Annotated in this window: 23 protein-coding genes; 16 read left to right on the top strand and 7 right to left on the bottom strand. The window is 69.2% G+C overall.

Annotated features, from left to right (window positions below):
* Positions 1–52: 52 nt before the first annotated feature.
* The 3 genes from DL990_RS30025 to DL990_RS30015 are packed head-to-tail and all read left to right on the top strand — an operon-like array spanning position 53 to position 3295.
* Positions 53–913: a branched-chain amino acid ABC transporter permease gene (locus DL990_RS30025; RefSeq protein WP_125784370.1), complete on the top strand. Its 861-nt coding sequence runs from the start codon at positions 53–55 to the stop codon at positions 911–913.
* Entirely contained in the window at positions 900–2603 is a 1704-nt protein-coding gene (locus tag DL990_RS30020; protein WP_125784372.1) for an ATP-binding cassette domain-containing protein, read from the top strand. The genes DL990_RS30025 and DL990_RS30020 overlap by 14 nt, the downstream gene beginning before the upstream one ends.
* The gene (locus DL990_RS30015; protein ID WP_125800679.1) at positions 2600–3295 is read left to right on the top strand and encodes an ABC transporter ATP-binding protein; all 696 of its coding nucleotides are present in this window, start codon (positions 2600–2602) and stop codon (positions 3293–3295) included. The genes DL990_RS30020 and DL990_RS30015 overlap by 4 nt, the downstream gene beginning before the upstream one ends.
* Before the next feature lie 152 nt (positions 3296–3447).
* Here the strand turns inward: DL990_RS30015 and DL990_RS30010 are convergent, their stop codons facing one another.
* Entirely contained in the window at positions 3448–4245 is a 798-nt protein-coding gene (locus DL990_RS30010; protein ID WP_125800678.1) for an SDR family NAD(P)-dependent oxidoreductase, read from the bottom strand.
* A 14-nt stretch (positions 4246–4259) separates the two neighbouring features.
* The gene (locus tag DL990_RS30005; RefSeq protein ID WP_125784376.1) at positions 4260–4979 is read right to left on the bottom strand and encodes an SDR family NAD(P)-dependent oxidoreductase; all 720 of its coding nucleotides are present in this window, start codon (positions 4977–4979) and stop codon (positions 4260–4262) included.
* Positions 4980–5093: 114 nt separating this feature from the next.
* Between DL990_RS30005 and DL990_RS30000 the strand changes: the two genes are divergently transcribed.
* From DL990_RS30000 to DL990_RS29985, 4 genes are read left to right on the top strand one after another with little or no spacing between them, the layout of a single operon-like run.
* Positions 5094–6959, top strand: a complete 1866-nt coding sequence (locus tag DL990_RS30000; protein WP_125800677.1) for a primary-amine oxidase — start codon at positions 5094–5096, stop codon at positions 6957–6959.
* Positions 6960–6968: 9 nt separating this feature from the next.
* Positions 6969–7760: a molybdenum cofactor biosynthesis F family protein gene (locus DL990_RS29995; protein WP_125800676.1), complete on the top strand. Its 792-nt coding sequence runs from the start codon at positions 6969–6971 to the stop codon at positions 7758–7760.
* A 3-nt stretch (positions 7761–7763) separates the two neighbouring features.
* Positions 7764–9398, top strand: a complete 1635-nt coding sequence (locus DL990_RS29990) for an amidohydrolase (RefSeq protein ID WP_125800675.1) — start codon at positions 7764–7766, stop codon at positions 9396–9398.
* Between the two features lie 41 nt (positions 9399–9439).
* Entirely contained in the window at positions 9440–10027 is a 588-nt protein-coding gene (locus DL990_RS29985) for a TetR/AcrR family transcriptional regulator (RefSeq protein WP_125784384.1), read from the top strand.
* A gap of 222 nt (positions 10028–10249) precedes the next feature.
* On the opposite strand, the gene DL990_RS29980 is transcribed toward DL990_RS29985, so the two are convergent.
* A complete protein-coding gene (locus DL990_RS29980) occupies positions 10250–11185 on the bottom strand; it encodes an alpha/beta hydrolase (RefSeq protein WP_125800674.1) in 936 nt (311 codons plus the stop codon).
* On the bottom strand, positions 11182–12168 hold the full coding sequence (locus DL990_RS29975; RefSeq protein WP_125800673.1) for a methyltransferase dimerization domain-containing protein: 987 nt from the start codon (positions 12166–12168) through the stop codon (positions 11182–11184). Before DL990_RS29975 ends, DL990_RS29980 begins: the two co-directional genes overlap by 4 nt.
* 234 nt (positions 12169–12402) lie before the next feature.
* Between DL990_RS29975 and DL990_RS29970 the strand changes: the two genes are divergently transcribed.
* The 5 genes from DL990_RS29970 to DL990_RS29950 all read left to right on the top strand — a co-directional run bounded on the left by DL990_RS29970 (position 12403) and on the right by DL990_RS29950 (position 18327).
* The gene (locus DL990_RS29970) at positions 12403–14163 is read left to right on the top strand and encodes an ABC transporter ATP-binding protein (RefSeq protein ID WP_125800672.1); all 1761 of its coding nucleotides are present in this window, start codon (positions 12403–12405) and stop codon (positions 14161–14163) included.
* On the top strand, positions 14160–15740 hold the full coding sequence (locus DL990_RS29965; protein WP_125800671.1) for an ABC transporter substrate-binding protein: 1581 nt from the start codon (positions 14160–14162) through the stop codon (positions 15738–15740). Before DL990_RS29970 ends, DL990_RS29965 begins: the two co-directional genes overlap by 4 nt.
* A complete protein-coding gene (locus tag DL990_RS29960) occupies positions 15737–16681 on the top strand; it encodes an ABC transporter permease (RefSeq protein ID WP_125678541.1) in 945 nt (314 codons plus the stop codon). Before DL990_RS29965 ends, DL990_RS29960 begins: the two co-directional genes overlap by 4 nt.
* Positions 16678–17598, top strand: coding sequence for an ABC transporter permease (locus tag DL990_RS29955; RefSeq protein ID WP_125784394.1), 921 nt, complete (start codon positions 16678–16680; stop codon positions 17596–17598). The genes DL990_RS29960 and DL990_RS29955 overlap by 4 nt, the downstream gene beginning before the upstream one ends.
* Before the next feature lie 75 nt (positions 17599–17673).
* Entirely contained in the window at positions 17674–18327 is a 654-nt protein-coding gene (locus tag DL990_RS29950) for an alpha/beta fold hydrolase (protein ID WP_125800810.1), read from the top strand.
* A gap of 410 nt (positions 18328–18737) precedes the next feature.
* Here the strand turns inward: DL990_RS29950 and DL990_RS29945 are convergent, their stop codons facing one another.
* Positions 18738–19679, bottom strand: coding sequence for an aldo/keto reductase (locus DL990_RS29945; RefSeq protein ID WP_125800670.1), 942 nt, complete (start codon positions 19677–19679; stop codon positions 18738–18740).
* Between the two features lie 69 nt (positions 19680–19748).
* On the opposite strand from DL990_RS29945, the gene DL990_RS29940 reads away from it, so the two are divergent.
* Entirely contained in the window at positions 19749–20465 is a 717-nt protein-coding gene (locus DL990_RS29940) for an SDR family NAD(P)-dependent oxidoreductase (protein WP_125800808.1), read from the top strand.
* Here DL990_RS29940 and DL990_RS29935 read toward each other — a convergent pair.
* A complete protein-coding gene (locus DL990_RS29935) occupies positions 20382–21761 on the bottom strand; it encodes an amidohydrolase (RefSeq protein ID WP_199746661.1) in 1380 nt (459 codons plus the stop codon). The two genes, DL990_RS29940 and DL990_RS29935, sit on opposite strands and share 84 nt — an antisense overlap.
* Before the next feature lie 50 nt (positions 21762–21811).
* Here DL990_RS29935 and DL990_RS29930 point away from each other — a divergent pair, with 50 nt between their 5' ends.
* From DL990_RS29930 to DL990_RS29920, 3 genes are read left to right on the top strand one after another with little or no spacing between them, the layout of a single operon-like run.
* Complete coding sequence (locus DL990_RS29930) at positions 21812–22915, top strand: zinc-binding dehydrogenase (RefSeq protein WP_125800669.1); 1104 nt, start codon at positions 21812–21814, stop codon at positions 22913–22915.
* Positions 22916–22924: 9 nt separating this feature from the next.
* Positions 22925–23884 carry an aldo/keto reductase gene (locus tag DL990_RS29925; RefSeq protein WP_125800668.1) on the top strand — a complete coding sequence of 320 codons (960 nt, stop codon included), beginning with the start codon at positions 22925–22927 and terminating at the stop codon, positions 23882–23884.
* Positions 23881–24804, top strand: coding sequence for an alpha/beta hydrolase (locus tag DL990_RS29920; protein WP_125800667.1), 924 nt, complete (start codon positions 23881–23883; stop codon positions 24802–24804). The genes DL990_RS29925 and DL990_RS29920 overlap by 4 nt, the downstream gene beginning before the upstream one ends.
* Here DL990_RS29920 and DL990_RS29915 read toward each other — a convergent pair.
* Positions 24788–26233 (bottom strand): GMC family oxidoreductase, encoded by a 1446-nt coding sequence (locus DL990_RS29915; RefSeq protein WP_125800666.1) that lies wholly within the window; start codon positions 26231–26233, stop codon positions 24788–24790. The two genes, DL990_RS29920 and DL990_RS29915, sit on opposite strands and share 17 nt — an antisense overlap.
* Between the last annotated feature and the right edge of the window lie 12 nt (positions 26234–26245).

The raw sequence follows: 26245 nt of genomic DNA, 5'->3' as shown, positions 1-26245 counted from the left end.
GACGGCCACTTGCCCTCCCCCTCCCCTCCCCTCCCCCCACTCAGGAGGATTCATGCTGCAGGGAGCGCTGGCAGGCTTGGCCGCCGGCGGACTGTACGCGGTGTTGGCGGTCTGCCTGACGCTGATGTCGCGCCTGGTGCGGGTGGTGAACTTCGCCCAGTCCGCCACCGGGATGTTCGGCTGTTACGTGGCGGTGTTCCTGTCCGTCCACGCGGGACTGCCGACCTGGCTCGCCACGGTGGCGGGGATCCTGCTCGGCGGGCTGCTCAGCGCGCTGCTCGGCTGGATCGTGTCCACCTGGCTCGCCGAGGCGGACACCGGCACCCGCTCGGCGGTCACCGTGGCGGTGCTGCTCCTGCTGATCTCGTTGTCGTTCATCCTGTTCGGCAACAAACCGCAGCCGTTCCACCCGATTCTCGACGGACCGGCGGTCACCGTGGGCGGCGTGGTGATCAGCCAGGTCACCGTGGTCACCGTCGCGCTGGCGGTGCTGGTGGCGGTGGCCAGCCGGATCGTGCTGAGCCGGACCTCAGCGGGAGTCCAGCTCAGGGCGCTTTCGGAACGTCCGACGACGGCGGAGCTGCTGGGCATCCCGGCGAAACGGCTCAGCGTCGCGGTCTGGGCGGTCACCGGGGTGGTCAGCACGCTGGTCATCTCGATCGTGGCGCCGTCGCAGTCCAACGACGCGACTTCGCTCGCGATGCTGGTGGTCCCCGCGGCCGCGGCGGCCTTACTCGGCGGATTCCGCCGCCTCGACTTCGCCGTCGCGGGCGGGCTGGGGCTCGGCCTGATCCAGGGTGCCGCCGCGCAGGTCGACGGCCTTTCGGTGGTGCGGTACTTCCTACCGTTCGCAGTGATCGTCGCGCTGCTGCTCTGGTCGCAGCGCAAGGAGGTGTGGGATGCGGCTCGCTGAACGAGGGATGCCGTTCGTCGTCGCGTTGGTGGCGATCGCGGCGGGCTATGGCCTGAGTGTCGGGCTCGACGGGTATTTCGTGTACCTCGGCATGAGCGCCGTCGTCGCCGGGATCTCGCTGCTCGGACTGGGCGTGGTCACCGGGAGCGCGGGAATGATCTCCCTGTGCCAGCTGACCTTCGGTGCGGTCGGTGCGTGGACGGTGTCCGCGCTGAACGAGGCGGAGGCCCCTGGCGGTTTCCTCACCTGGCTGCTGCTCGGCGGTCTCGCCGCCGGGCTGGTCGGGGTGCTCGTCGGGCTCCCGGCGTTGCGGCTGCGCGGGATCAACCTCGCCGTCGTCACGCTGGGGCTCGCCGCCGCGGCCGATCTCGCGCTGGTGCAGCTCCAGTTCCCCGGCGTCGCGGGCGGGATCTCGGTCGAACGGCCCGACGCGTTCTCCGACGACCGGTCCTACTTCCAGCTCGCCATCGTGGTGCTGGTGCTGTGCTGCCTGGCCGTCTACTTCCTGCGCCGCGGGCGCTGGGGCAGCGCTTGGCAAGCGGTGGCCTTCTCCGAACGCGGCACGGCCGCCGCCGGGACGAGCGTGCGGACCTCGAAACTGACCGCGTTCGCGGTGAGCGCCACCCTCGGCGGGATCAGCGGCGGTCTGCTCACCGGACAGGTCGGGCTCGCCTTCCCGGCCAGTTTCACCGCGATCCAGTCGCTGGCGCTGTACGTGCTGGCGATCATGTCGGGCGCGCATCTGATCGACATGGCCGTGTTCGGCGCGGTGCTGTGGGTCGGCGTTCCCGAACTGCTGAAACGCTGGGGGATCCCCCAGGACTGGGGTTTCGTGGTGTTCGGCGTGCTCGGGGTCCAGGCGCTGGCCGGCGGCGGGAACCTCGGCACCACGGTGCGGAACGTCTGGTACCGGCGATCCAAGAAGGAACCGGCGAAACTCGACCTCGCCGCCGGGACCGCGGACATCGAAGCCAAGGCGCCCGGCCCGCCGGTGCTCACCGTGCGCGGTCTGAGCGTGAACTTCGGGCACGTCGCAGCACTGTCCTCAGTGGACATATCGGTGCCGGAACACGGGGTGCTCGGCGTGATCGGGCCGAACGGCGCGGGCAAGTCGACGCTGGTCGACGCGATCAGCGGCTTCCTGCCGAACGCCGAGGGCCGGGTCGAACTCGGCGGCAACCCGCTGACGGGGTCGCCGTCGAACCGGGCCCGCGCCGGATTGCGCCGGACGTTCCAGCAGGACCGCGTCCCGCCGGGCCTGACGGTCGGGGCGTACCTCAAATTCCTGGCCAGGCGGCGGCTCACCGCCGATGAGATCGGCGAGGCGCTGGACTTCTTCGGCTGCCCCTCCGCCCGCACTCCACTGTCGCAAGTGGACGTCGGCGCGCGCAGGCTGGTCGAGGTCGTCGGGCATCTGCTGGCGCGGCCGCGTGTCCTGCTCCTCGACGAGCCGGCCGCGGGACTTCCGCACGAGGAACACGTCGCGTTCGGGGAACGGCTGCGGCAGGTTCCCGCCCGGTTCGGGGTGTCGGTGCTGCTCATCGAGCACGACCTCGACCTGGTGCGTTCGGTCTGCGACACGATCACCGTCCTCGACTTCGGCCGTGTCCTGGCCTCCGGCCCGCAGGCCGAGGTGCTCGCGGATCCGGCCGTGCTCAAGGCGTACATGGGCGAAACGGAGCTGTTGTGAACGCTTTGCGGATAGCGGGGCTGACCGTCACGCGCGGCGCCGGGCCGGTGATCTCCGGTGTCGACCTGACCCTGGAGCCGGGCCGGATCACCGCGCTCGTCGGCCCCAACGGCGCCGGGAAGACCAGCCTGCTGGAGGCTGTCTCGGGTGTGGTGCCCGCCTCGGCCGGGACCGTCCACATCGGACCGGACGAGATCACGAAGCAGTCGCGCGTCTCCCGCGCGCGGCGGGGTCTGGCGCATATCGAACAGGGCCGCGCGGTGTTCGGCGGCCTGACCGTGCTGGAGAACCTGATGCTGACCGCGCGCACCCGCGCGCGGGCCGACGAACTGTTCGAACTGTTCCCCGAGCTGGAGAAACGCCGCGACTCACCGGCGGCGCTGCTCAGCGGGGGTGAACAGCAGATGGTGGTGCTGGCCCGCGCCTTCGCCGCGCGGCCGTCGTTCCTGCTGATCGACGAGATGTCACTGGGACTCGCGCCGGTGGTGTTCACGCGGCTGCTGCCGATGGTCACCCGCTTCGCCGAGGAAGGTGCGGCGATCCTGCTCGTCGAGCAGTTCACGCATCTGGCCCTCGGGGTGGCGAGCGACGCGCTGGTGGTGTCTTCGGGGCGTGTCACCTATGCGGGTTCCGCGCAGGGCCTGCTGGACTCCCCCAGCACCCTGCACGCGGCCTACCTCGGCGAATCCTGAAGCGCGTGAAGGCCCCCTTCCCTCGGCTGAGCCGAGGGAAGGGGGCCTTCACGCGCAACTACTACTGAGGGGTAGGGCAAAGGTGGCGTGGCCGGTGCCGGGGTCGTGAGTGGCGATTCGGGTTAGAACCCGAATCGCCACTCACGACCACCTCAAGAACCCATTCCCGCCCGTTCGAAGGCCAAAGTCGGCAGATCGACGGCGTGCGCGCCGCCGTCGGCCACGATCACCGCACCGGTGATGTACGAAGACTCCGAAGACCCCAGGAACCGCACGATCGACGCGATCTCCTCGGGTTCGGCGGGGCGGCGCAGCGGGACCTCGGCGGTGACCCGCCGGTAGCCCTCGGCGTGACCGCCGTCGAAGCCCGCGGCCTCGGCGAACTGGTCCATCTCGCCGTCCGCCATCGGGGTCCGCACCCAGCCGGGGCAGACCGCGTTCGCGCGGACGCCCTTCGGCCCGTAGTCGCGGGCGATCGAGCGCGTCAGGCCGATCAGCGCGTGCTTGGCGACGGTGTAGCCGGCGACGTTCGGCCCGGCGAACAGCCCGGCCAGCGACGACACGATGACCACCTGGCCACCGGTTTCGACCAGTGACGGCAGCGTGGCCCGGCAGAACACGAACGCGCTGGAGAGGTTCGAGCGCAGGGCCAGTTCCCATTCCTCGTCGCCGGTGTCGGTCACCGAAGACAGGCCGTGCCCGCCGGCGTTGGCCACCACGACGTCCAGCCTGCCGAACTCGCCGGCGATCTCCGCCGCGGCGTTCTCGGCGGCTTCGCGATCGCTGGCGTCACACGCGATGACGCGCGCGCCGGTTTCGGCGGCCACCTTCTCCAGCGGCTCGCGCCGCCGTCCGAGCACCACCACCTGGGCACCCTCGTCGGCATACCGGCGGGCCACCGCGGCACCGATACCGGTACCGCCACCCGTGATCGCGACAACCTTCTTCACTTGCGGAGTCCTTTCTAAGCGGGGAAACCGGAACGGGCCGAGACGCCGAAGTCGGCGAGCACGGCCTGGCCGTTGACCGCCCGCGAGCGCGCGGACGCGAGATGAAGCACTTGCCAGGCGACTTCTTCCGGAGCCTGCACCGGGAACGCGGGATCGTCGAGGACATCGCCGAGATCGCCGCGCGCCATCGGGGTGTCGACCACCGAGGGACAGACGCAGTTCACCCGGACGCCGGGAAGATCGACCGCGAGAGCCCTGGTCATCGCGACCACGGCCCCCTTCGAAGCGCAGTACGGCACCATGCCGGGCGCGCTGGTGAACGCCGAGTCGCTGGCCAGCAGGACCACCGAGCCACCCGACGCGGTGAGCCACGGCGCGGCGTGTTTGACCAGCAGGAACTGGCCGGTGACGTTGACCGCCATGAGCGCGGCGAAGTCCGCCGCCGAGGTTTCGGTGACCGGTGTCCCCACCGGTCCGGAGATCCCGGCGCAGCCGACCACGACGTCGAGTCCGCCGAACCGGTCGGCCACGGCGCCGACAGCGGCGGCCACCGACGGCTCGTCGGTCACGTCGGCCCGGACCGCCAGGAGACCGTCGGCGAGTGTCGGCACGGGTGCCCGGTCGACGGCGCCGACCCTGGCCCCCTCGGCGAGGAAGGCGTCGACGCAGGCAAGGCCGATACCGGACGCCGCGCCGGTCACCAGCACGGCCTTGCCCGCGAGATCCAGTCGCATGGCGCCATCCTCCGGTCCGGGCCTTTCACGGAGGTTGGCCGTCAGTGCACCCTTCTTGTCCGCGGCCGCACGGCGGCCTTTTCAGCCGGGGGCGGACCGGCAAGACTGCGAAGCATGACCAGGCCGCATCCGCTCGACCCGCTGACCGCCGACGAACTCACCGCAGGCCGCGCGATCCTGGCCGGGGAGGGCCTGCTCACCGAGACCACGCGGTTCCCGGCCGTGCTGCCCGTGGAGCCGGAGAAGGGCGACGCCGCCCCTGATCGCCGCGTCCAGTACACGCTGCTGGACACCGCGACCGGCCAGGCGCGTGATGTGGTCGTTTCGCTGGCGAAGCGCGAAGTGGTCTCCACTGAGGACTGCGGCGAAGGCCAGCCCGCGTACCTTTTCGAGGAGTACGACCTCGCCGCGTCGATCACCAAGGCGTCGCCGGAATGGCAGGCCGCGATGGAGCGGCGCGGTCTCGGTGACCGGATCGGGCACGCCTTCTGCGCTCCCCTGGCGCCCGGGTTCTTCGGCAGGCCCGACGAGACCGGCCGGGTCATCCGCTCGCTGACGTTCCTGCGCGACGACGAATCCGACAGCCCCTGGGCACATCCGGTCGAAGGCCTGATCGTGCACATCGACTTGACCGGGCAGCGCGTCATCCGGGTGGAGGACGAAGGTGACGTGCCCGTCCCGCCGGAGCACGGCCGCTATGACGGTGTCCCGGCACGCACCACCCTCAAGCCGATCGAGATCACCCAGCCGGAGGGTCCGAGCTTCACCGTCGACGGCAACGAGGTCACCTGGGAGGGCTGGAAGCTCCGGGTCGGCTTCAACGCCCGCGAGGGTCTGACCCTGAACCGGATCTCGTTCCAGGATCGCTCGGTGCTCCACCGGGCCTCGGTGCCGGAGATGGTGGTGCCCTACGGCGACACCGCGCCCGGCCGGTTCTGGATCAGCTACTTCGACGCGGGCGAGTACCTGCTCGGCAAGAACGGCAACGACCTGCGGCTGGGCTGCGACTGCCTCGGCGTCATCCACTACTTCCCCGCGTTCGTCGCCGACGATCACGGCCACCCGGTGGAGATCCCGCGTGCGATCTGCATGCACGAGGAGGACTACGGGATTCTCTGGAAGCACACGGATCTCGCCGGCCGCGCCGAGGTGCGGCGGTCGCGGCGGCTGGTGATCTCGTCGATCTCCACCATCGGCAACTACGACTACGGTTTCTTCTGGTACTTCTACCTCGACGGCACCGTGGAACTGGAGGCGAAGGCCACCGGCATCGTTTTCGCCGGCGCCGCGCACCCAGGCACGGAACATCCACACGCCAACGAGATCGCGCCCGGCCTGTTCGCGCCGGTGCACCAGCACCTGTTCTGCGCGCGGCTGGACGTGGCGATCGACGGCGAACGCAACTCGCTCGTCGAGGTCGACGTCGAACGGGTGCCGATGGGCGATCAGAACCCGTACGGGAACGCGTTCACCTGGAAGGAGACCCCGCTGCGAACCGAACGGGAAGCACAGCGGCACGCGGATCCGGCCAAGGCACGCGTCTGGGAGATCCGCAGCGCGGAACGGACCAACCGGCTCGGCTCGCCGACGGCGTACCAGCTCGTGCCGAGGCCGTCCGCGACCCTGATGGCACAGCCTGAATCGACCGTCCACCAGCGGGCGACGTTCGCCACCCGTCACCTGTGGGCGACGCCGTACCGCGCGGACGAACGCTTCCCGGCAGGCGACCGCCCGAACGCGCATCCGGGCGGAGCGGGTCTCCCCGCCTGGACCGCCGCCGACCGCGATCTCGTCGACACCGATCTCGTGCTGTGGCACGTGTTCGGCCCGACCCACATCCCGCGTCCGGAGGACTGGCCGGTCATGCCGGTCGACTACTCCGGTTTCTCGTTGCGTCCCTACGGCTTCCTGGACCGAAACCCGGCCTTGGACCTGCCTTCCGGCGCCTCCGACGATCACTGTTCCGCCCACGAGCACTAGGACTCATCGATGCCCGAACTGACCCTGTCCGATACGTCCACCTGGCTGCCGCTGGACGGTCTGGCCCCCGGTTTCGACGCGAACAAGGCACCCACCGTCGGCGACCTGCACGGCCGCACCTTCGAACTCGCCTGCGAAGACGGCACCACGTTCACAGCGGCCTTCTCCGGCACCCGGATCGAATGGTCCTACCGCGGCACGGGGACCGACCGCTGCGAGACGTTCCTGGTCGACGACGACCTCTACTACGTCCAGTTCCACCCGCAGGCACGGCAGGACGAGGCGTTCACGCTGCTACTGGACCTGCGCCGCGGCCGCGCCCTCCTCGTGCTGAGCAAGATCGGCGACACCTCGCCCCGTGTCACGCAGGCCTTCGTGGCCGCCACGATCGGCGGCATCGAGCCGGCCGGGGAATCGCTCGCCCCGACCACGTCGCTGGTCGGGCGCCGGGTGCTGTGGGTGTACAGCACCGAGCACGCCTACGAGCACGTGTACCTCAGCCCGCACTGGTACACGTGGCAGTGCCTGGCCGGTCCGGAGCGGGGGCTCGCGGACACCGACGAGAACTCGGTCTACGAGCTGCGGCCGGGTATCTACGTCTTCGCGTGGCGGGAGAAGGTGATCCCGTGCGCGTCGGTGACCGTCGCCGACCACCGTGACGCGAAACGGCTGCGCTCGCACGGTGTCCTTTTCGGACTGGACGCCACCGGCAGCACGCCAACCCATTTCACCTTCGGCGCGCACGGCAAGCTGTTGAGCACCACCGTGCACCCCGAGGCGTACGACCCCGCCGGGAGCTGAGCCTTGACCGCCGACATCGTCCTCACCAACGCCACCGTGTACACAGTGGACGGTGGCAGACCCTGGGCATCGTCACTGGCGATCAAGGACGGCAAGGTGCTGTCCTTGGAGGACATCGAACGCGGGCCGAACACCGAGGTCGTCGACCTCGAAGGCGCTTTCGTGATGCCCGGCCTGGTCGACGTGCACAACCACCACGCCCTCGCCGGCCGCGCGGCCCTGTTCGAACTGAACTTCGGCCTCGACGCCGGACTGGACGACATCCTCGCGGCCGTCCGCTCGCGGGCCGCCGGGCTCGGGCCGGACGAGTGGGTGGTCGGCGGCGCCTGGGCGTCCACTTTGGTCAGCGCCCTTTCGCGGTCTTCGGCCCGGCACGCGCTCGACGAGGCCGCCGGCGGACGGCCCGTCATGCTTTCCGACGACAGCAGGCACAACCGCTGGGTGAGCAGCCGGGCGCTGGAACTGGCGGGCGTCACCTCGTCGACGCCCGACCCGGCGGGCGGGGAGATCGTCCGCGATCCTTCGACCGGTGAGCCCGTCGGCATTCTGCTCGAGGCGGCGGGCGTCGCCGTCGAGCGGGCGCTCAGCGAGACCCGGACGCTCACCGCGGATCAGCACGCCGCGGCGTCACGGCACGGCATCGGCACCCTGCACTCGTACGGCGTGACCGCGTTCCAGGACGCCGGTGTTTCGTCGGACATCCTGCGCGCGCTGAAGTCGCTGGACGACGCGGGCGAACTACGCGCGTGGGTCGTTTCGTCGCTGCTGATCAATGACCCGATCTTCGGTTTCGACCCGATCGGGGCACCGCTGCTGGAGGTCGCCGGGCAGTACCGGAGCGAGCACCACCGGCCGGACTTCGTGAAGATCTTCCTCGACGGTGTCCCGCCGACCCGGACCGCCGCGTTCCTGGAGCCGTACCTGCCGGACGCCGCGCACGGAGCCTGTCACCACGGCGCCACCACCATGCCGGGTGACGAACTCGTGGGCTGGCTGCGCACCGCCGCCGCGGCGGGCCTGTCGGCCAAGGTGCACTGCACCGGGGACGCGTCGGTGCGGGCGACGCTGGACGCCGTCGAGAAGGTGCGTGCCGAGGGCTTCACCGAATCCCGGTTCCAGGTCGCGCACGGCCAGTTCGTCCACCCCGACGACCTCCCCCGCTTCGCCGCGCTGGGCGTCGCCGCGGACATCTCGCCGTTCCTGTGGGTGCCCGGCGTCATCCCGGCCGCCATCGCCGAGGTGCTGCCCGGTGATCGCGCCGGGCGGATGCAGCCGAACCGGTCGCTGCTGGACGAGGGCGCGCTGGTCGCGGGCGGTTCGGACTGGCCGGTCAGCGAATCGCCGAACGCTTGGGAGGGCATCCACGGCCTCGTCACCCGTCGGGATCCGACCGGCACGTTCCCCGGAGCGTTGTGGCCGGAGCAGGCGATCACCCTGGCCGAAGCGGTCGAGGTCTTCACTCTCGCGGCCGCCCGCGCGATGGGGCTGGGCGACGTCACCGGCTCATTGGTGCCCGGGAAGTCGGCGGATTTCGTCGTCCTCGACCGCGATCCGTTCCGAACCGATCCGGCCGCGCTCGTCAAGACAAAGGTGACACAAACGTGGTTCGCCGGGCACCGCGTGTATCACCGGGCCTGATCTCCTACACTGGTAGAAGAACCAGTGCGGGAGGTCTGCCGATGCCGAAGATCATCGACCACGACGAGCGGCGTAGTCACATCGTCGACGTCACCTGGGATTTGATCACCCAGGGCGGGATCGAGGCCGCCACCATGCGCGAGATCGCGGCGGCCGCCGGCTTCGCCAACGGCGCGCTCAAGCTGTACTTCCCGAGCAAGGAAGACATCATCCAGGCCACCTACGAACGCGCGCTCGGCATGATGCGCGAGTACGTGGAGCTGGACGAGTTGCGCGGGCTGACCGCGCTCCGCGAGCTGTGCGTCTCGTCGATGCCCATCGACGAGGACCGCATCGCCGCGGGGCGCGTCCTGCTCACCTTCTGGCAGCTTTCGCTCACCAACCCGAAACTGCAGGACAAGTACCTCGAACACATCCGCTCGTGGCGGGGCCTGCTGCACCGGTATCTCACCGAGGGCAGGGAGGACGGCGACATCGTCACCGAGATCCCCGACGAACAGCTGGTCGACGAGGTCGTGCTGATCAACGCCGGGGCGAACGTGATGAGCCTGGTCGCCGGGGAGTTCTCGACGATCGCTTTGCAGCGACAGCACCTAGAGTCGTTCCTCGAGCGTCTCACCCGCCCCTGACGGGCCCTTTCCCGCATCGGACGCCGTGAAGGCCTCCTTCCCTACCTTCAGGGTAGTGAAGGAGGCCTTCACGGACTTCCGCCTGCACAACCGGACTCGCGTGATGAGGCGGAACTCGCGCCACCACTATGAGGACGTTGCGAAAGCCACTTTCGCAACCTTGAGCGTTGCAAAAGTGGCTTTCGCAACGTGCCGGCGCCGGCCGATACCGCAAGTAGGTGACTAATCGCGGGAGTCGAAGATCCGGGTCAGGAAGCTCGCCACGTGCCGGTGCGAGCGCGGTGAAGCCGGGAGATCCGTGTACAGACCGTAGAACCCGTGGATCTGCCCCGAGTACCGCGTCAGCTCGACCTGCGGCCCGGCGTCGGTCAGGCGCCGCGCGAACTCCTCCCCCTCGTCCCGCAGGACGTCGTACTCGGCCGTGAGCACCAGTGCCGGCGGGAGCCCCGTCAAGTCGGCGGCCCGCATCGGCAGCAGATACGGATCGTTCAGCTGAGCCGGATCCGACACGTACTGCTCGAAGAAGAACCGCATCGCCCCGGCGGTCATGCCGAAACCCTCGGCGAAGTCCACATAGGACCGGAAACCGTCGTCCGGGTGACCGTAGACCGGGCAGATCAGCACCTGCGCGGCCACGGGCGGGCCACCCCTGTCGCGGGACATCATCGAGACCACCGTCGACAGGTTGCCACCGGCACTCTCCCCGCCGATCGCGATCCGCCCGGAGGCGACCGCGGGACCCGCACCACCCGATGCGAGCCATTCGACGACGGCGTAGCAGTCGTCCGGAGCCGCCGGGAACGGATGCTCGGGCGCGAGCCGGTAGTCCACCGCGACGACGGCGACCTTGGCCATGTTGCACACCGCCCGCGACGCGACCTCGTTCTCGTCGATCGAGCCGATCGTCCACCCGCCGCCGTGGATCCAGACGAACGCGGGCACCGGAGTGGCCGACTCGGGCAGGTAGATCCGCACGCGCACGCCAGAAGGCAGCACATGGTCGGTGACCGAGGCGACCTCTTCGACCGACTCGGGACGTCGCCAAGAGGCGGCGAACGCGGCGCGCAACTCGGCGGCCGTCGGGGGAACAGCGGGCGCTTCGGGCTGCGGACTGCGGGCGAGCAGCTCCTTGACGGCGGGATCGAGGGTCACGGTCACACCGCTTCCGCGACGAGCACCCGCGGGCTGCCCGGCAGCGCCAGCCGGTCGGTGACCCGCCAGCCCGCCCCGCTCAGCCACGCCCGGACCTCGGCCTCCGGGTAGACGACCGTCCCGTCGATCACCAGGTACTCCCCCGCGTGCAGGGCGTCGATCGGGCGCTGGACCCCGTCGTCGTCGAGGAAGAAGTCGAGCAGCAGCAAAGTCGCCCCCGGTGCCGCGGCGGCACGGGCGTTGCGCAGGATCTCCGCGTTCTGCTTCGCGTCGAACCGGTGGACGACGTGGTTGACCATCACCAGGTCGAACTCGCCTTCGGGGCGCGCGGTGGGGGTTTCCGCGCCGACGACGGCCGCGCGGTCCGCCAGGCCCGCCTCGGCCGCCGCGGTGGTGACCGACTCGGTGAAGCCCGGGTCGAAGACGAACGTGGTGCGCAGTTCGTCGTTGGCCTTCATGGCCTCGACCGCGAACGCGCTCGAGAGGCCGCCCAGGTCGAGCAGCTTCCGGTGGGGGCCGAAATCGAACGCGCCGGCCAGCATCTTGGCGTGCAGGGCGTTATACGTCATGACACCGGCCATGAACGTGCCCCAGCGTGCGTCGTCCATCTCCAGCTTGCCCGGCTCGCCACTGTCGGCCGTGTGACCGAATTGCAGCCAATGCGGGTAGCTGATCGAGTCCAGGAACGTCAGGAACGGTGCCAGATCGAGGTCTCCGCCGCCGAGGTACTCCGTGGCGTCGGCGGCCGGCTCGTACCGTCCGTCCACACGGGACAGCAGACCGAGTGATGACATGGCGTCACCGAGGATGCGGGTGATCTTCTCCGGTTTGCCGGTCTTCCCCGCCAGTTCCGCGGCCGTCAGCGGCCCGTCGGCGAGTGCGGTGAACAGGCCGATCCGGCTCGCCGCGAAGAGTTGCTTTGCCGCCATGTACCCCACGGCGATGTCCACGATCCGCTCGGGACCGGCAGTCTTGGTCGACCCGCTCACGGGTGCCCTCCTTAGCTCGTTTCCGCCGAGAGTCTACAGGCGTAGACAAAAGAATCCAGTGCAAGTTTTCGCCCACCACCAGGAAAAACCTGCCGGATATCAACTTCCTACATTCGTAGAATATACCCATTGACAGCACCTCCACCCGGTGTCAACATGCGTAGAACTACCCCCGCCGGAGGCCCGTTCCCCGGCAGTGCGGCCCGCTTCGGGCGGGCTCGGGAAAGGGGATTCATGACCCTGCTCGAATTACGAGAACTGACCGTCGGCGTGATCGCCGACGAAACCGAACGCGAACTGGTCCGCGAACTCTCGTTCGACCTCGAACAAGGCCGGACACTCTGTGTGGTCGGCGAATCCGGCAGCGGTAAAACGGTGACGGCCTTGTCGATCATCCGGTTACTGGAGTTCGTCGCGCCGGTGTTCACCCGCGGTGCGATCACCGTCGACGGCGTGGACGTCACACGGCTTTCCGCCGACGAGATGCGCGCCTACCGCGGCCCGCGGATCGGCATGATCTTCCAGGAGGCCTTGGATTCACTCAACCCGAGTCAACGGGTCGGCAAACAGCTGGTCGAGGCCTACCGGAAGCCCGGTTCCCTGCCACGCCAGGCCGCGCGCAAGGGCACGCCGCTGCACCGTGAGGCCGAGGCGAAGGCACGCGGTTTGTTGCAGGAGGTCGGGCTCACCGACACCGACCGGGTGCTTTCCCTGTACCCGCACCAGATGTCCGGCGGGATGCAGCAGCGCGTGATGATCGCGCTGGCGCTCATGGCCGACCCGACCCTCCTGATCGCGGACGAGCCGACCACCGCCTTGGACGTGACCACGCAGGCGGAGATCCTCACCCTGTTCGATCGCGTCCGCCGCGACCACGGCACCGCCTGCGTCTTCATCACGCACGACATGGGTGTGGCCGCGCAGGTCGACGACCGGATCGCGGTGATGTACCGCGGCGAACTCGTCGAGCTCGGGTCCACGGAGGACATTCTGCACGCACCGAAGCATCCCTACACCAAGGCGTTGCTCGACTGCGTCCCGCAGCTCGGGGTGAGCAGGCGCGATGGGTTCCCCACCATCTCCGAAGCGCTGCTCGAAGCCGCGATGAACGGCGAATCGGCGGTCGCGACCGAAACCAGGTCGTTGAGCCGCGCGAAGACCGGAGACACCGGCGAGGGCACCGCGCTCGTCATCGATTCGGTGTCCAAAGTGTACGGACGACGCGGCCGGTTCTCCCTGAGCCGCGAGCCGGAGGTGCACGCGGTCGACAACGTCTCCTTGGCGATCGCGCCCGGCGAGTTCTTCGGCCTGGTCGGGGAATCCGGTTCGGGCAAGACCACGCTCGGCCGGCTGGTGAGCGCGCTGGAGACGCCCACGGAAGGCACCATCACCTTCGGCGAGCACCGGTGCACCCCGTCCGGCCTCGACGGCGACCAGCGCGCGTTCCGCCGCCGCGCGCAACTCATCTTCCAGGACCCGCAGAGCTCGCTCGATCCCCGGCACACCGCCGCCCGGATCATCGCCGAACCGTTGCGGGAACTCACCGGCCTCCGCGGCGCCGAGCTGGACCGCCGTGTCACGGAACTGATCGACGAGGTCGGCCTCCCCTCCGACACCGCGAAGAAACTCCCCTCGCAACTCTCCGGCGGGCAGCGCCAGCGTGTCTCGATCGCCCGCGCGATCGCCGCCGAACCCGACCTCATCGTCGCCGACGAGCCCACCTCGGCGCTCGACGTCTCGGTGCAGGGCCAGGTGATGAACCTGCTGCTGGAACTGCGGCGCACCCGTGCGCTCAGCTTCCTGTTCATCACGCACAACCTCAGCCTGGTGCTCTCCGTAGCCGATCGCGTCGGCGTGATGTACCAGGGCGAACTGATCGAGATCGGCGAACCGGACGAGATCCGGCTCCACGCCCGGCACGAGTACACCCGCCGTCTCCTCGCGGCGAACCCCGAACTGCCCGCCCACCCCCACACTGGAGTGCGGAACCCATGAGACGAACCCTGACCAAGGCCGCACTCGGCCTGGCGACCGTCCTGCTGATCAGCTCGTGCATGGGAGGGCAAGCCGGCGGCGGGGCCGCCGATGGGCCGCCGAAGCCCGGCGGCAACCTGAACGTCGCCGTGCCCACCGATCCCCAGTCCCTCGACATGGTCGCCAACCCCGGTCAGGTGACCGCGCATATCGGCAACATGATGTACGAGAAGCTGTTCGAGGTCGACAAGGGCTTCGCCGCCCGGCCCATGCTGGTCGAGGACTACACCACCAGCCCGGACAGGCTCACGTACACCTTCAAGCTGCGCCAGGGCGTCACCTTCCACGACGGCAACCCTCTGACGTCCGAGGACGTCGTCGCGAGCCTCAAGCGATGGCAGCAGGTGCACCGCACCGGCCAGCTGGTCACACCGGACATCGAGGCGATCACACCCGCCGACCCGGCGACGGTGACCATCAAGCTCAAGCAACCCCGCTACCCGCTGATCAACGAACTCGCCGGCGCGGGCACGGAGATCTACGAGGCGAAGAACCTCGCCGGCGTCGCGCCGACCGGGTTCGCTCAGGACAAGGCGATCGGGACCGGGCCGTACAAGCTCAAGAGCTGGGACATCGGCCGCGAGCTGGTGCTGGAGCGGTACTCCGGCTACAAGTCCCTGTCCGAAGAGGACTGGGGCGGGCAGGCGGGCGCCAAGCACGCGTACCTGGACACCGTGACCTACAAGGTGGTCTCCGACCAGGACGCGCTGATCAACGGCCTCCAGACCGGCCAGTGGGACCACATCATGCCAACGAACGACCAGTACGAGCCGCTGCGCGACAACCCGGCCGTGGTCGTGCACAACCTGCCCGGCGGCAACGACAACGTGGTGATCCCGAACTTCAACACCGGTTCGAAGTTCGCCGACCCCCGTGCCCGCGAGGCGCTGAACCTGCTGCTGGACAAGCCCGCGATCAACGCGGCCACCGGCGGCAGCAAGGACCTCACCATCGAGACCGGCGCGTTCGCCTCACCGGACAACAAGCAGTTCTATTCGACCGCCGGCGAAGAGGTCTACAAGAAGCACGATCCGGAGAAGGCCAAGCAACTGCTGGCCGAGGTCGGGATCACCGCCGGCGCCACGATCCGCATCGTCACCACGAACTCGTACCCGGAGTTCGGCAAGTGGGCGGTGCTGATCCAGGACAGCCTGTCGAAGATCGGCATCAACACCAAGATCGACACCTTCGACTTCGCCACCATGCTCGGCACGCTGACCAAGGAACCGGGCGGCTGGGACATCACCACGCTGTTCTTCGACTCGGCGCTGACCTCGCCCGCGCAGATGCCCGCGCTCACCCTGGGCACGCTGAACGGTTCGTCCTCTCCCGAGCTTGACGCGCTCATGGCCGAGTTCAACGCTTCGACCACGCCGGAGCAGGCGAAAGCGGTGGTCGACAAGCTTCAGGCGTTCACCTGGAAGCAGCTGTCGGTGATCACCCTGAGCCAGTCGAAGCTGTACGCGGCCTACTCCCCCAAGCTCAAGGGCTACGGCGACTTCTACCGCGTCTTCTGGAACACCTGGCTGGCGTCATGACCGGTCTGCTGCTGCGCAGGCTGCGCGATCTGGTGATCATCCTGGTGATCGTCGGGACGATGATGTTCTTCGTCATCCGGCTGATCCCCGGCGACCCGGCGCAGGCCATCCTCGGCCCGACCGCGCGACCGTCCGATGTGGACGCCCTGCGGGAGAGCATGGGACTGAACGGGACACTCTGGGAGCAGTACTTCAGCTGGGCCGGGAACGTGCTGCAGGGCGACTTCGGCACGTCGATCACCTACCACGCTCCGGTGCTCGGTGTGGTCGCCGACCACATCCTGCCGACGCTGACCCTCGCCGTGCTGTCCACGGTGATCAGTTTCTTCCTCTCGGTCGCGATCACCTCGTGGCAGGCGGTGTCGCCGCGCAATCCGGTGGCGCGGGCGCTGGACCGGTTGTCCGCGCTCGGGATGGCGATGCCGGACTTCTGGATCTCGCTGATGCTCGTGCTGGTGTTCTCGGTGACGCTGCGCTGGTTCCCCTCCAGCGGCTACGAGAACCTCTTCACCGATCCCGCGACGGCGGTGCCCGCGCTGGTGCTGCCGTTGACCGTGCTGGTCATCGGGCAGACCGCGTTGTTCGTGCTCACCCTGCGGGAAAGCTTGCTCGGCGAACTGCCGTTGGCGTATCTGCGCACCGCGCGGGTGAAGGGACTGTCGGAGCGGCAGGTCATGACGAAACATGTCCTGCCGAACGCCCTGATGCCACTGATCACCCAGCTGGGCAGCAACTTCGCCATGCTGGTCGGCGGGATCGTGATCATCGAGTCCATCTTCGTCGTGCCGGGGCTGGGCCATCTGCTGATGGGCGCCGTGTCCACTCGCGACTTCCCGCTGATCCAGGGTGTGACCCTGTTCGTCGCGGTGCTGTTCGTGCTGGTCAACCTGCTGGTGGACCTGTCGTACGCGCTGCTCGACCCGAAGGTGCGTGTCTCGTGAGCGTGGCACTGGTGGAAAAGACGTCGCCGGTACGCGAAACGCCGCCGCCCGGCCGGGCCGCCAGGGTGTTCCGGCGCAACCGGATGCTGGTGATCACGACCGGGTTGCTGGCGGTGATCGTCCTGGCCGTGATCGTGCTGCCGTTCTTCCTGCCGAGCGTCAGCGCGACCGACCCGGTCAACCGGCTCCTGCCGCCGTCGGCCGCGCATCCCCTCGGCACGGACTCGTTCGGCCGTGACGTGCTCGCCCGGCTGGTCTCCGGCGGACGGGCGTCGCTCGGGCTGTCCGCGCTGATCACCCTGTGCGCGGCCTTCACCGGCCTGGTGATCGGCCTGATCAGCGGGTTCTTCCGCGCCGCCGACGCGGTGCTGATGCGGGTGATGGACGCCTGGATGTCGTTCCCGGCGATCATCCTCGCGATGGCGCTCGCGATCTCGCTCGGCGCGAGCATCTGGACCGAACTCATCGCGCTGACGGTGATCTTCACGCCGTTCACCGCCCGCGTCATCCGCAGCCGGGTGCTCGGCATCGCCGGGCGTGCCTATATCGGCGCCGCCCGGGTTTCGGGGATGAGCAAGTGGAAGATCCTCGTCGTGCACGTGTTCCCGAACGTGCTGCCGCTCGCGCTGGTGCAGGTGGTGATCCTGTCCGCGGCGGCGATGCTGGTGGACGGGGCGATGAGCTTCCTCGGTCTCGGTATCGCTCCCCCGACCCCGACCTGGGGGAACATGATCGCCGAGGGCCGCTCGTACCTCGTGCAGGCGCCCTGGCTGGTGATCGTGCCCGGCGTGACGATCATGGTGTGCGTGTTCCTTCTGAACCTCATCGGCTCGTCGCTGCGGATCGCCGTCGACGCCCGCGCGCGGACGCTGAGCGAGATGCAGCGCCTGCGCACCCGCCGCCCCTCCGGCAACTGAGAAAGGATTCCGTTGTCTGCCACTACTTCCCTGGCCGTGCGCCGCTTCGCCCCCGAGACTGTTTCGGGGCCGCCTGTGCTGCTGGTGCACGGATTCGCCTCCGACGGGCACACCGACTGGATCACCACGGGCTGGCCCGCCGCGCTCACCGCCGCGGGCCGCGAAGTGCTCGTGCCCGACCTTCCCGCGCACGGCTCCAGCCCAGCTCCCTCGGGCTCCCTGGGTGCCGCCGCGATCACTTCGGAACTGACCCGGCTGGTCTCGGATCTGTCCGAAGTGGACGTTGTCGGATACTCGCTCGGCGCGCGGCTGGCTTGGGAACTGCCCGCGCAAGCTCCGGTCCGGCGGCTCGTGCTCGCCGGCGTAAGCCCGTTCGAACCGTTCGGCGCCGTCGACGTCGCGGCCGCGCTGGCGTTCGCCGACGGCGGTAAGGCACCGGCGGATCCGCTGACCGGGATGATCGCGCACATGATCACCGCACCGGGACGGAACCCCGCCGCGCTCGCGCGGTGCATCGAGGACCTGCGGTCGGAGCCTTTCGCGCCGGTTTCCGGTGCTGTGTCGGTGCCGACGCGGTTCGTCGCGGGGGTGGAGGATCCGGTGAGCCAGGGCATCGAGACGTTGGTCGAGCTGGTGCCGGGTGCGGATCTCGTGCGGGTGCCCGGGGATCACGGTGGGGCTTTGCGGAGTCCGGAGTTCAAGGCTGCGGTGCTGGAGTTCCTCGGCTGAGGTTGCGCCGGTACCGCCTTCATGTCATGAAAGGGTCGTTCAGGACATCTTTCGTCCTGAACGACCCTTTCATGACATCCGGGAGGCGGCGCCGGCTGCGTTGCGAAAGCCACTTTCGCAACGTTGAAGGTTGCGAAAGTGGCTTTCGCAACGCAGCCCTCTCCCACGCCCTCGCAACGGCTCCCTCCCTCGCCCGCAACAGCTCCCGAGGCACGACCGATGCCATGAAAGGTCCTTTCCTTGCGAATTTTGCAAGGAAAGGACCTTTCATGGCACGTCAGGCAGGGGTGGCGGCCTCGCGTGGCGATGGAGCAGCGGGCGCGGATCCAGCACTCCCGCAACCGCAATGAAGGACGCTTTCATAGCAAATTTTGCTATGAAAGCGTCCTTCATTGCGGTCCCGAAAGGCGTCAGAAGGTCCCATCGGCGGCGACCGAACGGTCCAGCCAGAGATCGTCCAGAGCCGCCCGCACCTCAGCCCCGCGAGAAGCGGCCAACGCGACAGCGCCCAGGTTGTCCTCCAGCTGGGCCATCCGGCTCACCCCGAACAAAACGTTCGCCACCGGCGCGTACGCCAAGCAGAACGCGACAGCCAGCTGCGAAGGGCTCACCCCGAAGTCCCCGGCCACCGCAACCACTCGCGAAGCGGCGGCACGGATCGAATCCCGGATCCCGCCCGGATCGGCGCCGATCTTCCGCGATGGGGTCTTGCCGAGCAGCACGCCACCCTCGAACACGTCGGACGCCTGCAGCGTCAACCGCCCGGCCTCGAAATGTGCGCCGTAGAAAGGACCTTCCGCCATGGACCGCCGCGCGACGCTGTACTTGAGCTGGGCGAAAGCAGGTGCGGGAAGTCCTTCGCGCGAAGCGAAGTCCAGTGCCCGGTCGAGGTCCGCGGCCTGCCAGTTGTTCACGCCCCAGACGTCGAAGCGGCCGAGCCGGATCTGTTCGGCGACCTCGGTGACGATCCGTGGGATGTCCGGGCGCTCGAAGTAGTCGCCGACCACGACGGCTTCCGCGCGGTCGACGCCGACGCGGTCGAAAGAGGTCGCGAGCTGCTCGGCGAAACCGGTGTTCGGGTAGTCCCAGAGCCAGAGTTTGCCGCACAACTGGTATTCGTCGCGGCTGATCCCGGCCGCTCGGACGGCCTCGCCGAAGAGGAGGTCCGTGCGCGACTGTTCGGCATGCGGCCCCATGTTGTAGTGGGCCACGTCGAACAGCGTGACCCCGGTGTCGATCGCGTGCCGGATCAGGCGCACCGCGTCGTCGAAGTCCATGCGGTCCCAGGTGTTCCACGATCCCAGGCCCAGCGCCGAAGTGGCGAAGCCCAGCCCGTTTCGCTTCTCGTGCACGAGATTTCCTTTCGCTGGCAACGGAAACAAGTTTTAGTCTACGATCGTAGAATGAACAAGAGACTAGTAGTGGTGACCGGCGGTGCCAGTGGCATCGGCCGCGGAGTCGCCGAAGCCTTCCAGTCCGCGGGTGACCGTGTGGTCATCGCCGACGTCGACGCCCGCGCGGCCCACGACCTGGCCGGTGAACTCGGCGCGGAGCACGTCGAACTCGACATTTCCGACCCCGGCTCGGTCGACGCGGCGCTGGCGTTGATCACCGACCGGTTCGGCCCGGTGGAGGTCCTGGTCAACAACGCGGGTCTCGCCGGGGGCGGCGGTCCGTTGGTGGGGCTGGACATCGGCATCTTCGATCTGTGCATGCGGGTGAACTTCCGCGGCACCTTCCTGATGACTCGCGCGGTCGGCGCGCACATGCTGGAAGCAGGCACCCGAGGCGCCATCGTCAACATCACCTCCATCGGCGCCCGGCAGCCGACCCCGGGGCTCGGTCACTACGAGGCCACCAAGGCCGCCGTCGAGGCGCTCACTCGCTCCGCCGCGCTCGAACTGGCACCGCACGGCGTCCGTGTCAACGCCGTCGCGCCCGGCCCGGTGCTCACCCCGATGACCGCCGGTTTCGCCTCGGACACCGCCGCCCGCGCGGCGTGGGAAGCGAGGATTCCGTTGGGAACCATCGCTTCCGTCGCCGACGTGGTGCCGTCAGTCCTGTTCCTCGCCTCCGCCGACGCCGGCCATCTCACCGGGGTGAGCCTCCAGGTCGACGGCGGGCAACTGCTCACCTGAGTACACGACGCGGCCGCCGGACACGGTGAGTTCGACACCGACGTCCGGCAGGTCCGCGAACGCGACCTCGAGCGGATCGGCCGCCAGCACACAGAAATCGGCGACCCGGCCGACGGTCAGCGATCCCTTCCAACCCGCCGCCCCGTCCTGCCCGGCGGCCGCGACCGTGTAGCAGCGCAGCAATCGTTCCATCAGCTCGGCATCCACTTCGGACATCTTCAGCATCCGCGCGGCTGCGGCGATGTGCACCCGCCAGTCGGGAGTGACCACCGGCGCGTCACTGCTCAAGGTCAGCGGGACACCCGAACTCAGCATGTCCCCCAGCGGCCAGGCACGGGCACCGACCTCGACGCCGAGCGCGGCCGACAGCATGCCCCGCATGGCGACCGCGATCGCGGGCTGCGTGGTCAGGCCGATCCCCGCCGACGCCATCCGCGCCAGCTGATCCGCTGTCACCAGATCGCCGTGCACCAGGTGGTCACCGCGGCGAAGCGACCCGAGCGCGGCCTCGATGCTGCGGTCCCCGGTGGCGTGCACGGCGACCGTCATCCCGGCGTCATGGGCGAGGCGGATCATCGCGGCGAGGTTGTCCGCGCGTTCCGGATCGTCGTCGCCGTCGACGAGCAGCGCACCGTGCGAACCGTCGGCGTAACAGTGATGTGTCCACGCGGAGCGCATGGGCGGGATGCCGTCGGCGAAGATCTTCACGCCGGGCACGCTGAGCCACAACGGATCCGCGGCCGGCGACGGCGTCGCCAGCCCACGCTCGAAGTCCGCCAGCGAACTGGCGCCGTCGAGCAGGCCGAAGAGCCGCAACGCGGTGACTCTCGCGCGAAGCAGCCCTTTCGCCGCCAGCGCCGCGTACTCCTCCAGCACCTCGGCGCCGAAACATCCCGTCTCACCCGGGCCGAGACCCGGTTCGGTGTAGCTCGTGATGCCCAGTGACGCGCACAGATCGCCCGCGCGCAGGATGGCGGCCCGGCGCTCGGCCGCGGTCCGTACCGTTTTCTCTTCTCCCCCGGTGAATCCGGCGCCACCGATGAGCGTGTCCGGCCACCGGGCACCGAGCCAGGTCGCGTGGAGGTGCGAATCGTTGATACCGGGCAAAGCGGTTCTGCCCGCGAGGTCGATCACCTCGGTCTCCGGGCCGATGTGGTCCAGCGCGACATCACCGAGTGCGACGATCCGGTCGTCGCGTACGGCCATCGCCCGCACGACCGTGCCCGCCTGGTCGAAGGTGCGGATCGGACCGCCGCGGACCACCAGCGATGCGGGGCGAATACGTTGCGACGGCATGGTTTCCTCCAGGATCTGGACTTTTTCTCCTACGACTGTAGACTAAAAAGATGGTCAACAGAACCGAAGCGGCGGTGCTCACCGAACACGGCTCCGCGCTCACCTTGCGGGAACTACCGCTGCCCGAGGAGCCGGAACCGGGCGCCGCGCTGGTCCGGATCACCTGCACGACGCTGTGCGGCACCGACGTGCACCTCTGGTCCGGCCAGATGACCTTCCCCGGCATGCTCCCGATGGTGCTGGGTCACGAAATGGTCGGCGAGGTGGTGGCCGTCGGACCGGGCACCACCGACACCCTCGGCCGCGAGATCGCCGAGGGCGACCGCATCGGCTGGTCCGAGTCGACGTGCGGAAAGTGTTACGGCTGCACGATCCTCCGTGAACCGGTCGCCTGCGAGAAGCGCGGATACGGTTTCCTCCAGCGCTCCGACGTCTTCCCGTACGCGACCGGCGGTCTCGTACGGTACTGCTACGTGACCCCCGGCGCGGCCAAACTCCTTCTGCCGGACGATGTCAAGGACACCTGGGCCTCGATGTCCGGCTGTGCGGGAAAGACCGTGCTGCGGGCGGTGTCGCGTTCGGGCGGGATCCGGCCCGGCGCGACGGTCGTGGTCCAGGGTGCGGGCGCGCTGGGCGTGTTCGCCACCGCCGTCGCGCGGATCTCCGGCGCGGGCGACGTGATCACCATCGGCGGCCCCGCCGACCGGTTGAAGACGGCCGAACGTTTCGGGGCCACCGCGACGATCCCCGTCGACGGCAGCACGGAAGATCGCATCGATCGGGTCAAGGAACTCACCGGCGGCCGGGGCGCCGACCACGTCTTCGACTTCGCCGGCGGGCCGACCATCGGCGAGGAGGCTGTGGCGTTCGCCGCGCAGCGCGGCACGGTCGCGATCGTCGGTTCCACCGGTCCCGCCCCCTCCCCCGTGGCGCTGGGCACCGTGATGGGCAAGGAACTCACGGTCGTCGGCTCGCTCAACGGCGACATCGCCGACTACCACCGCTCGGTGGACTTCTTCCGCACGTTCGCCGATCGGCTGCCGTGGGACGAGCTGTTCAGCGCGCCCGTCGGCCTGTCCGAAGCTTCGAAGTGCGTCGAGTCGATGTCGCGGCTCGGCGAACTCAAGGCCGTCATCGATCCCCGTCTTCCCTAGGAGACCTCCATGTCCGTCATCCCCCAGCGCCGGATCGGCCGCGACGGGCCGCTCACCGGCGTGCTCTCGCTCGGCTCCTGGCACACCTACGACCGGATGGACTTCCGCGAGGCGGTGGACCTGATCCGCACCGCGGTCGATTCCGGGATCACGCTCTTCGACGTCGGCGTATACGGTTTCCCCGGCGCCACACCGGTCTTCACCGACGTCCTGTTCTCCGCCATGGTCCGCGCGGCCGGTCTCCGCCGCGACGACTACCTGCTTTCGAGCAAGCTGTGGCTGGAGGGCTATCCGGAACACAACCTCCGAGACCAGCTCGACAACGCGCTGTTCCGCGCCGGCGTCGAGCACGCCGATCTGGTGGTGCTGGGCGATCTCCGCCGCGACGACACCGATTTGCACCAACTGGTGCTGGACCTGAACGAGCTCCGCGAGGCCGGGCTCTTCCGGCAGTGGGGTGTGAACAACTGGTCCGCCGCCACGATCCAGGCCCTGCACGACTTCGCCGCGGCGGAGAACGTGCCAGGGCCCGCCATCGCGCAGCTGAAGTACAGCGTCGCGCGAAGGTCCATTCCGGACGGTGAGCCCTTCAAGAAGGTCTTCGGCGAGCTCGGGGTCACGCTCCAGTCCTCGGACATCTTCGAAGGCGGGGTCCTGCTGGGCAAGAACAGCGGCGCGCGCCAGGTCGGCCGCGACCCCGGTGACATCCGCGAACGCATCGCCGCCTCCGCTCCGGAACTGGTGAAGCTCGCGACCGAACTGGACGCCACCCCGGCGCGGCTGTGCCTCGCGTTCACCCTCACCCACCCGGCCAACACGACCACCCTCTTCGGCGCGACGAGTACCGAGCAGCTCAAGGACAACCTGGGCGCGGTGGACCTCGTCGAGCGCGTCGGCGCGGACCGGCTCCGCGAGCTCGTCGAGCCGTATTGGGCCGACCGGGGCGTCGTCGATCCGGAGGGACCGTGACGGCCTTCGACCCCGAACTCACCGCGGCCCTCGAAGTATTGCCGGCGGGACCACCGTTGAGCACCGGCTCGCTGGCGGGCATCCGGCAGGCGATGGCCGACGGGAACCTGAGTTGTGCCGAGGCGATCGGCGACCGGGATCTCGTCTGGGAGGACCGGCAGGTGCCCGGTACCGGCGTGGTCGTCACCGTCGTCAAGCCGCGGGACGCCCAGGGCGCGCCGGGGTTCTACAACATCCACGGCGGCGGCATGGTGCTGGACGACCGGTTCGCCGACCTGCCCCGGATGGTCTCGCTGGTCGAGGAGTTCGGCTTCGTCGCGGTCACCGTGGACTACCGGCTGGCTCCCGAGCACCCGCATCCGGCACCGCTGGAGGACTGCTATGCGGGCTTGACCTGGATGGTCGAGCACGCGGACGGACTCGGCTTCGACCCCGCCCGCGTGATCGTCGGCGGCGGCAGCGCGGGAGGCGGGTTGAGCGCGGGAATCGCCTTGCTCGCCAGGGATCGCGGCGGCCCGGCACTCGCCGGTCAGCTGCTGCTGTGCCCGATGATCGACAGCAGCAACGGCTCCGCGTCCACAGTGGAATTCGGCGAACGCGGCGTGTGGGGCCGGGCAGCCAACGAGTTCGGCTGGCGATCACTCCTGAATGGACAGACCTCGCCGTACGCGGTCCCGGCGACCGCGGAGGACCTCACCGGGCTACCGCCCGCCTTCATCGAGGTCGGCGCGGCCGAGATCTTCCGCGACGAGGACGTCGACTACGCGCGGCGCCTCTGGCAGGCGGGGGTGCCCACGGAACTGCACGTCTGGGCGGGCGCGTACCACGGTTTCGACCGGATCGCCCCGGACAGCGAGGTGACCCGGGCCGCGCTCGCCGCCCGGGCCTCCTGGCTGCGCCGCACTATCGGCCGAGCATGAACCGGGCGGCCTGCTCGCCGACCAGCACCGCCGGCGCGTTGGTGTTGCCCGTGGTCACCCGCGGCAGCACCGACGCGTCGGCGACCCGAAGTCCGCTCAAACCGTGGACGGCGAGCTCCGGGTCGACCACGGATTCGGCGTCGGTGCCCATCCGGCAGGTCCCGACCTGGTGGTGGTAGGTGATCGCGGTCCGCCGGACGTAGTCGCGGACGTCGGCGCCCGGTCCCGGATACAGCTCGCGGGCACCCCAGTCCTCCGCCAGCGCGGCCGCCCTGCCGATCTCACGGCACTGTTCCACCGACGCGACGAGGCTCTCGAAGTCAGCCGGGTCTTCCAGCGCGGCGAGGTCGATCAACGGCTCGTCGAGCGGGTTCGACCCCGAAAGCCGGAGACTGCCCCGGCTGCGCGGCGTGACCATGCCCGCCATCAGCGAGAACCCGGTCTCCGGGCCGGTCATCCACGACTCGTACATCGGCACGCTGAAATGGATCGGCTGCGTGTCGGGCACCGCCAAGCCGGGACGGCTGCGCCAGAACAGATGGGTCTGGGTCACCGAACGGCCGGGCGCGGGCGGGTCGACCTGACGGCGGTCGGTCGCGAAGATGACCGGCGAGAGCAGGTGGTCGTGCAGGTTCTTCCCCACCCCCGGCAGATCCGCCACGACGTCGATGCCGTGCGCGGCCAGTTCGCCTGCCGGACCGACACCGCTGCGCAGCAGGATCGCCGGGGACGCCAGCGCGCCGGCGGCGAGCACGACCTCGTCGGCGAAGACCTTGCGCAGTTCGCCGCCGACCTCGGCCAGCACACCGGTCACCTTGTCGCCCTCGAACAGCAGCCGATGGACGAGCGCTCCCGTGTGGACGGTCATCCGTTCGGCGGCGGGTCGCCCGTAGGCGAGCCAGGTGTTGAGCCGTTCGCCGTCGCGTGTGGTGACGCGCTGCACCGAGACGCCGTCGAGCTCGTCGCCGTTGTAGTCCGGGTTGAACGGCAGGCCGGTCTGCACTGCCGCGTCCACAATGGACTGCTGGATCGGATGCAACGGCTCGTTCAGCACGACGTCGAGCAGATCCTTCTCGATCCGTTCGAACACCGGGCGCACGTCGTCCCACCGCCAGCCGGGCAGATCCCAGCCGTCGTAGTCGGCCGGGGCGCCGCGCACCCAGATCATCGCGTTGAGCGAATGCGATCCGCCGAGCACCTTGCCGCGCGGCAGATGCAGCCGCCGGTTCGCCGCGTGCGGCTGCGGCACCGTGTAGTAGTCCCAGTCCTCGGGGCCGTGCCACAGCTCCCCTGCCCGCGAAGGGTCGTGAATGGCCGGGTTCGTATCCGGCCCGCCCGCTTCGAGCAGGGTGACCCACGCCCCGGAGTCGGCCAGTCTCCTGGCGACCACCGAACCGGCCGAACCCGCTCCCACCACGATGACGTCCATGTCCCTCACCCT

The sequence above is a fragment of the Amycolatopsis sp. WAC 01416 genome, from assembly GCF_003947485.1.
In the GTDB taxonomy this organism is placed as follows: domain Bacteria; phylum Actinomycetota; class Actinomycetes; order Mycobacteriales; family Pseudonocardiaceae; genus Amycolatopsis.
Note: the sequence above shows the minus strand (reverse complement) of the source record. Positions and strands in the feature narration are given on the sequence as shown.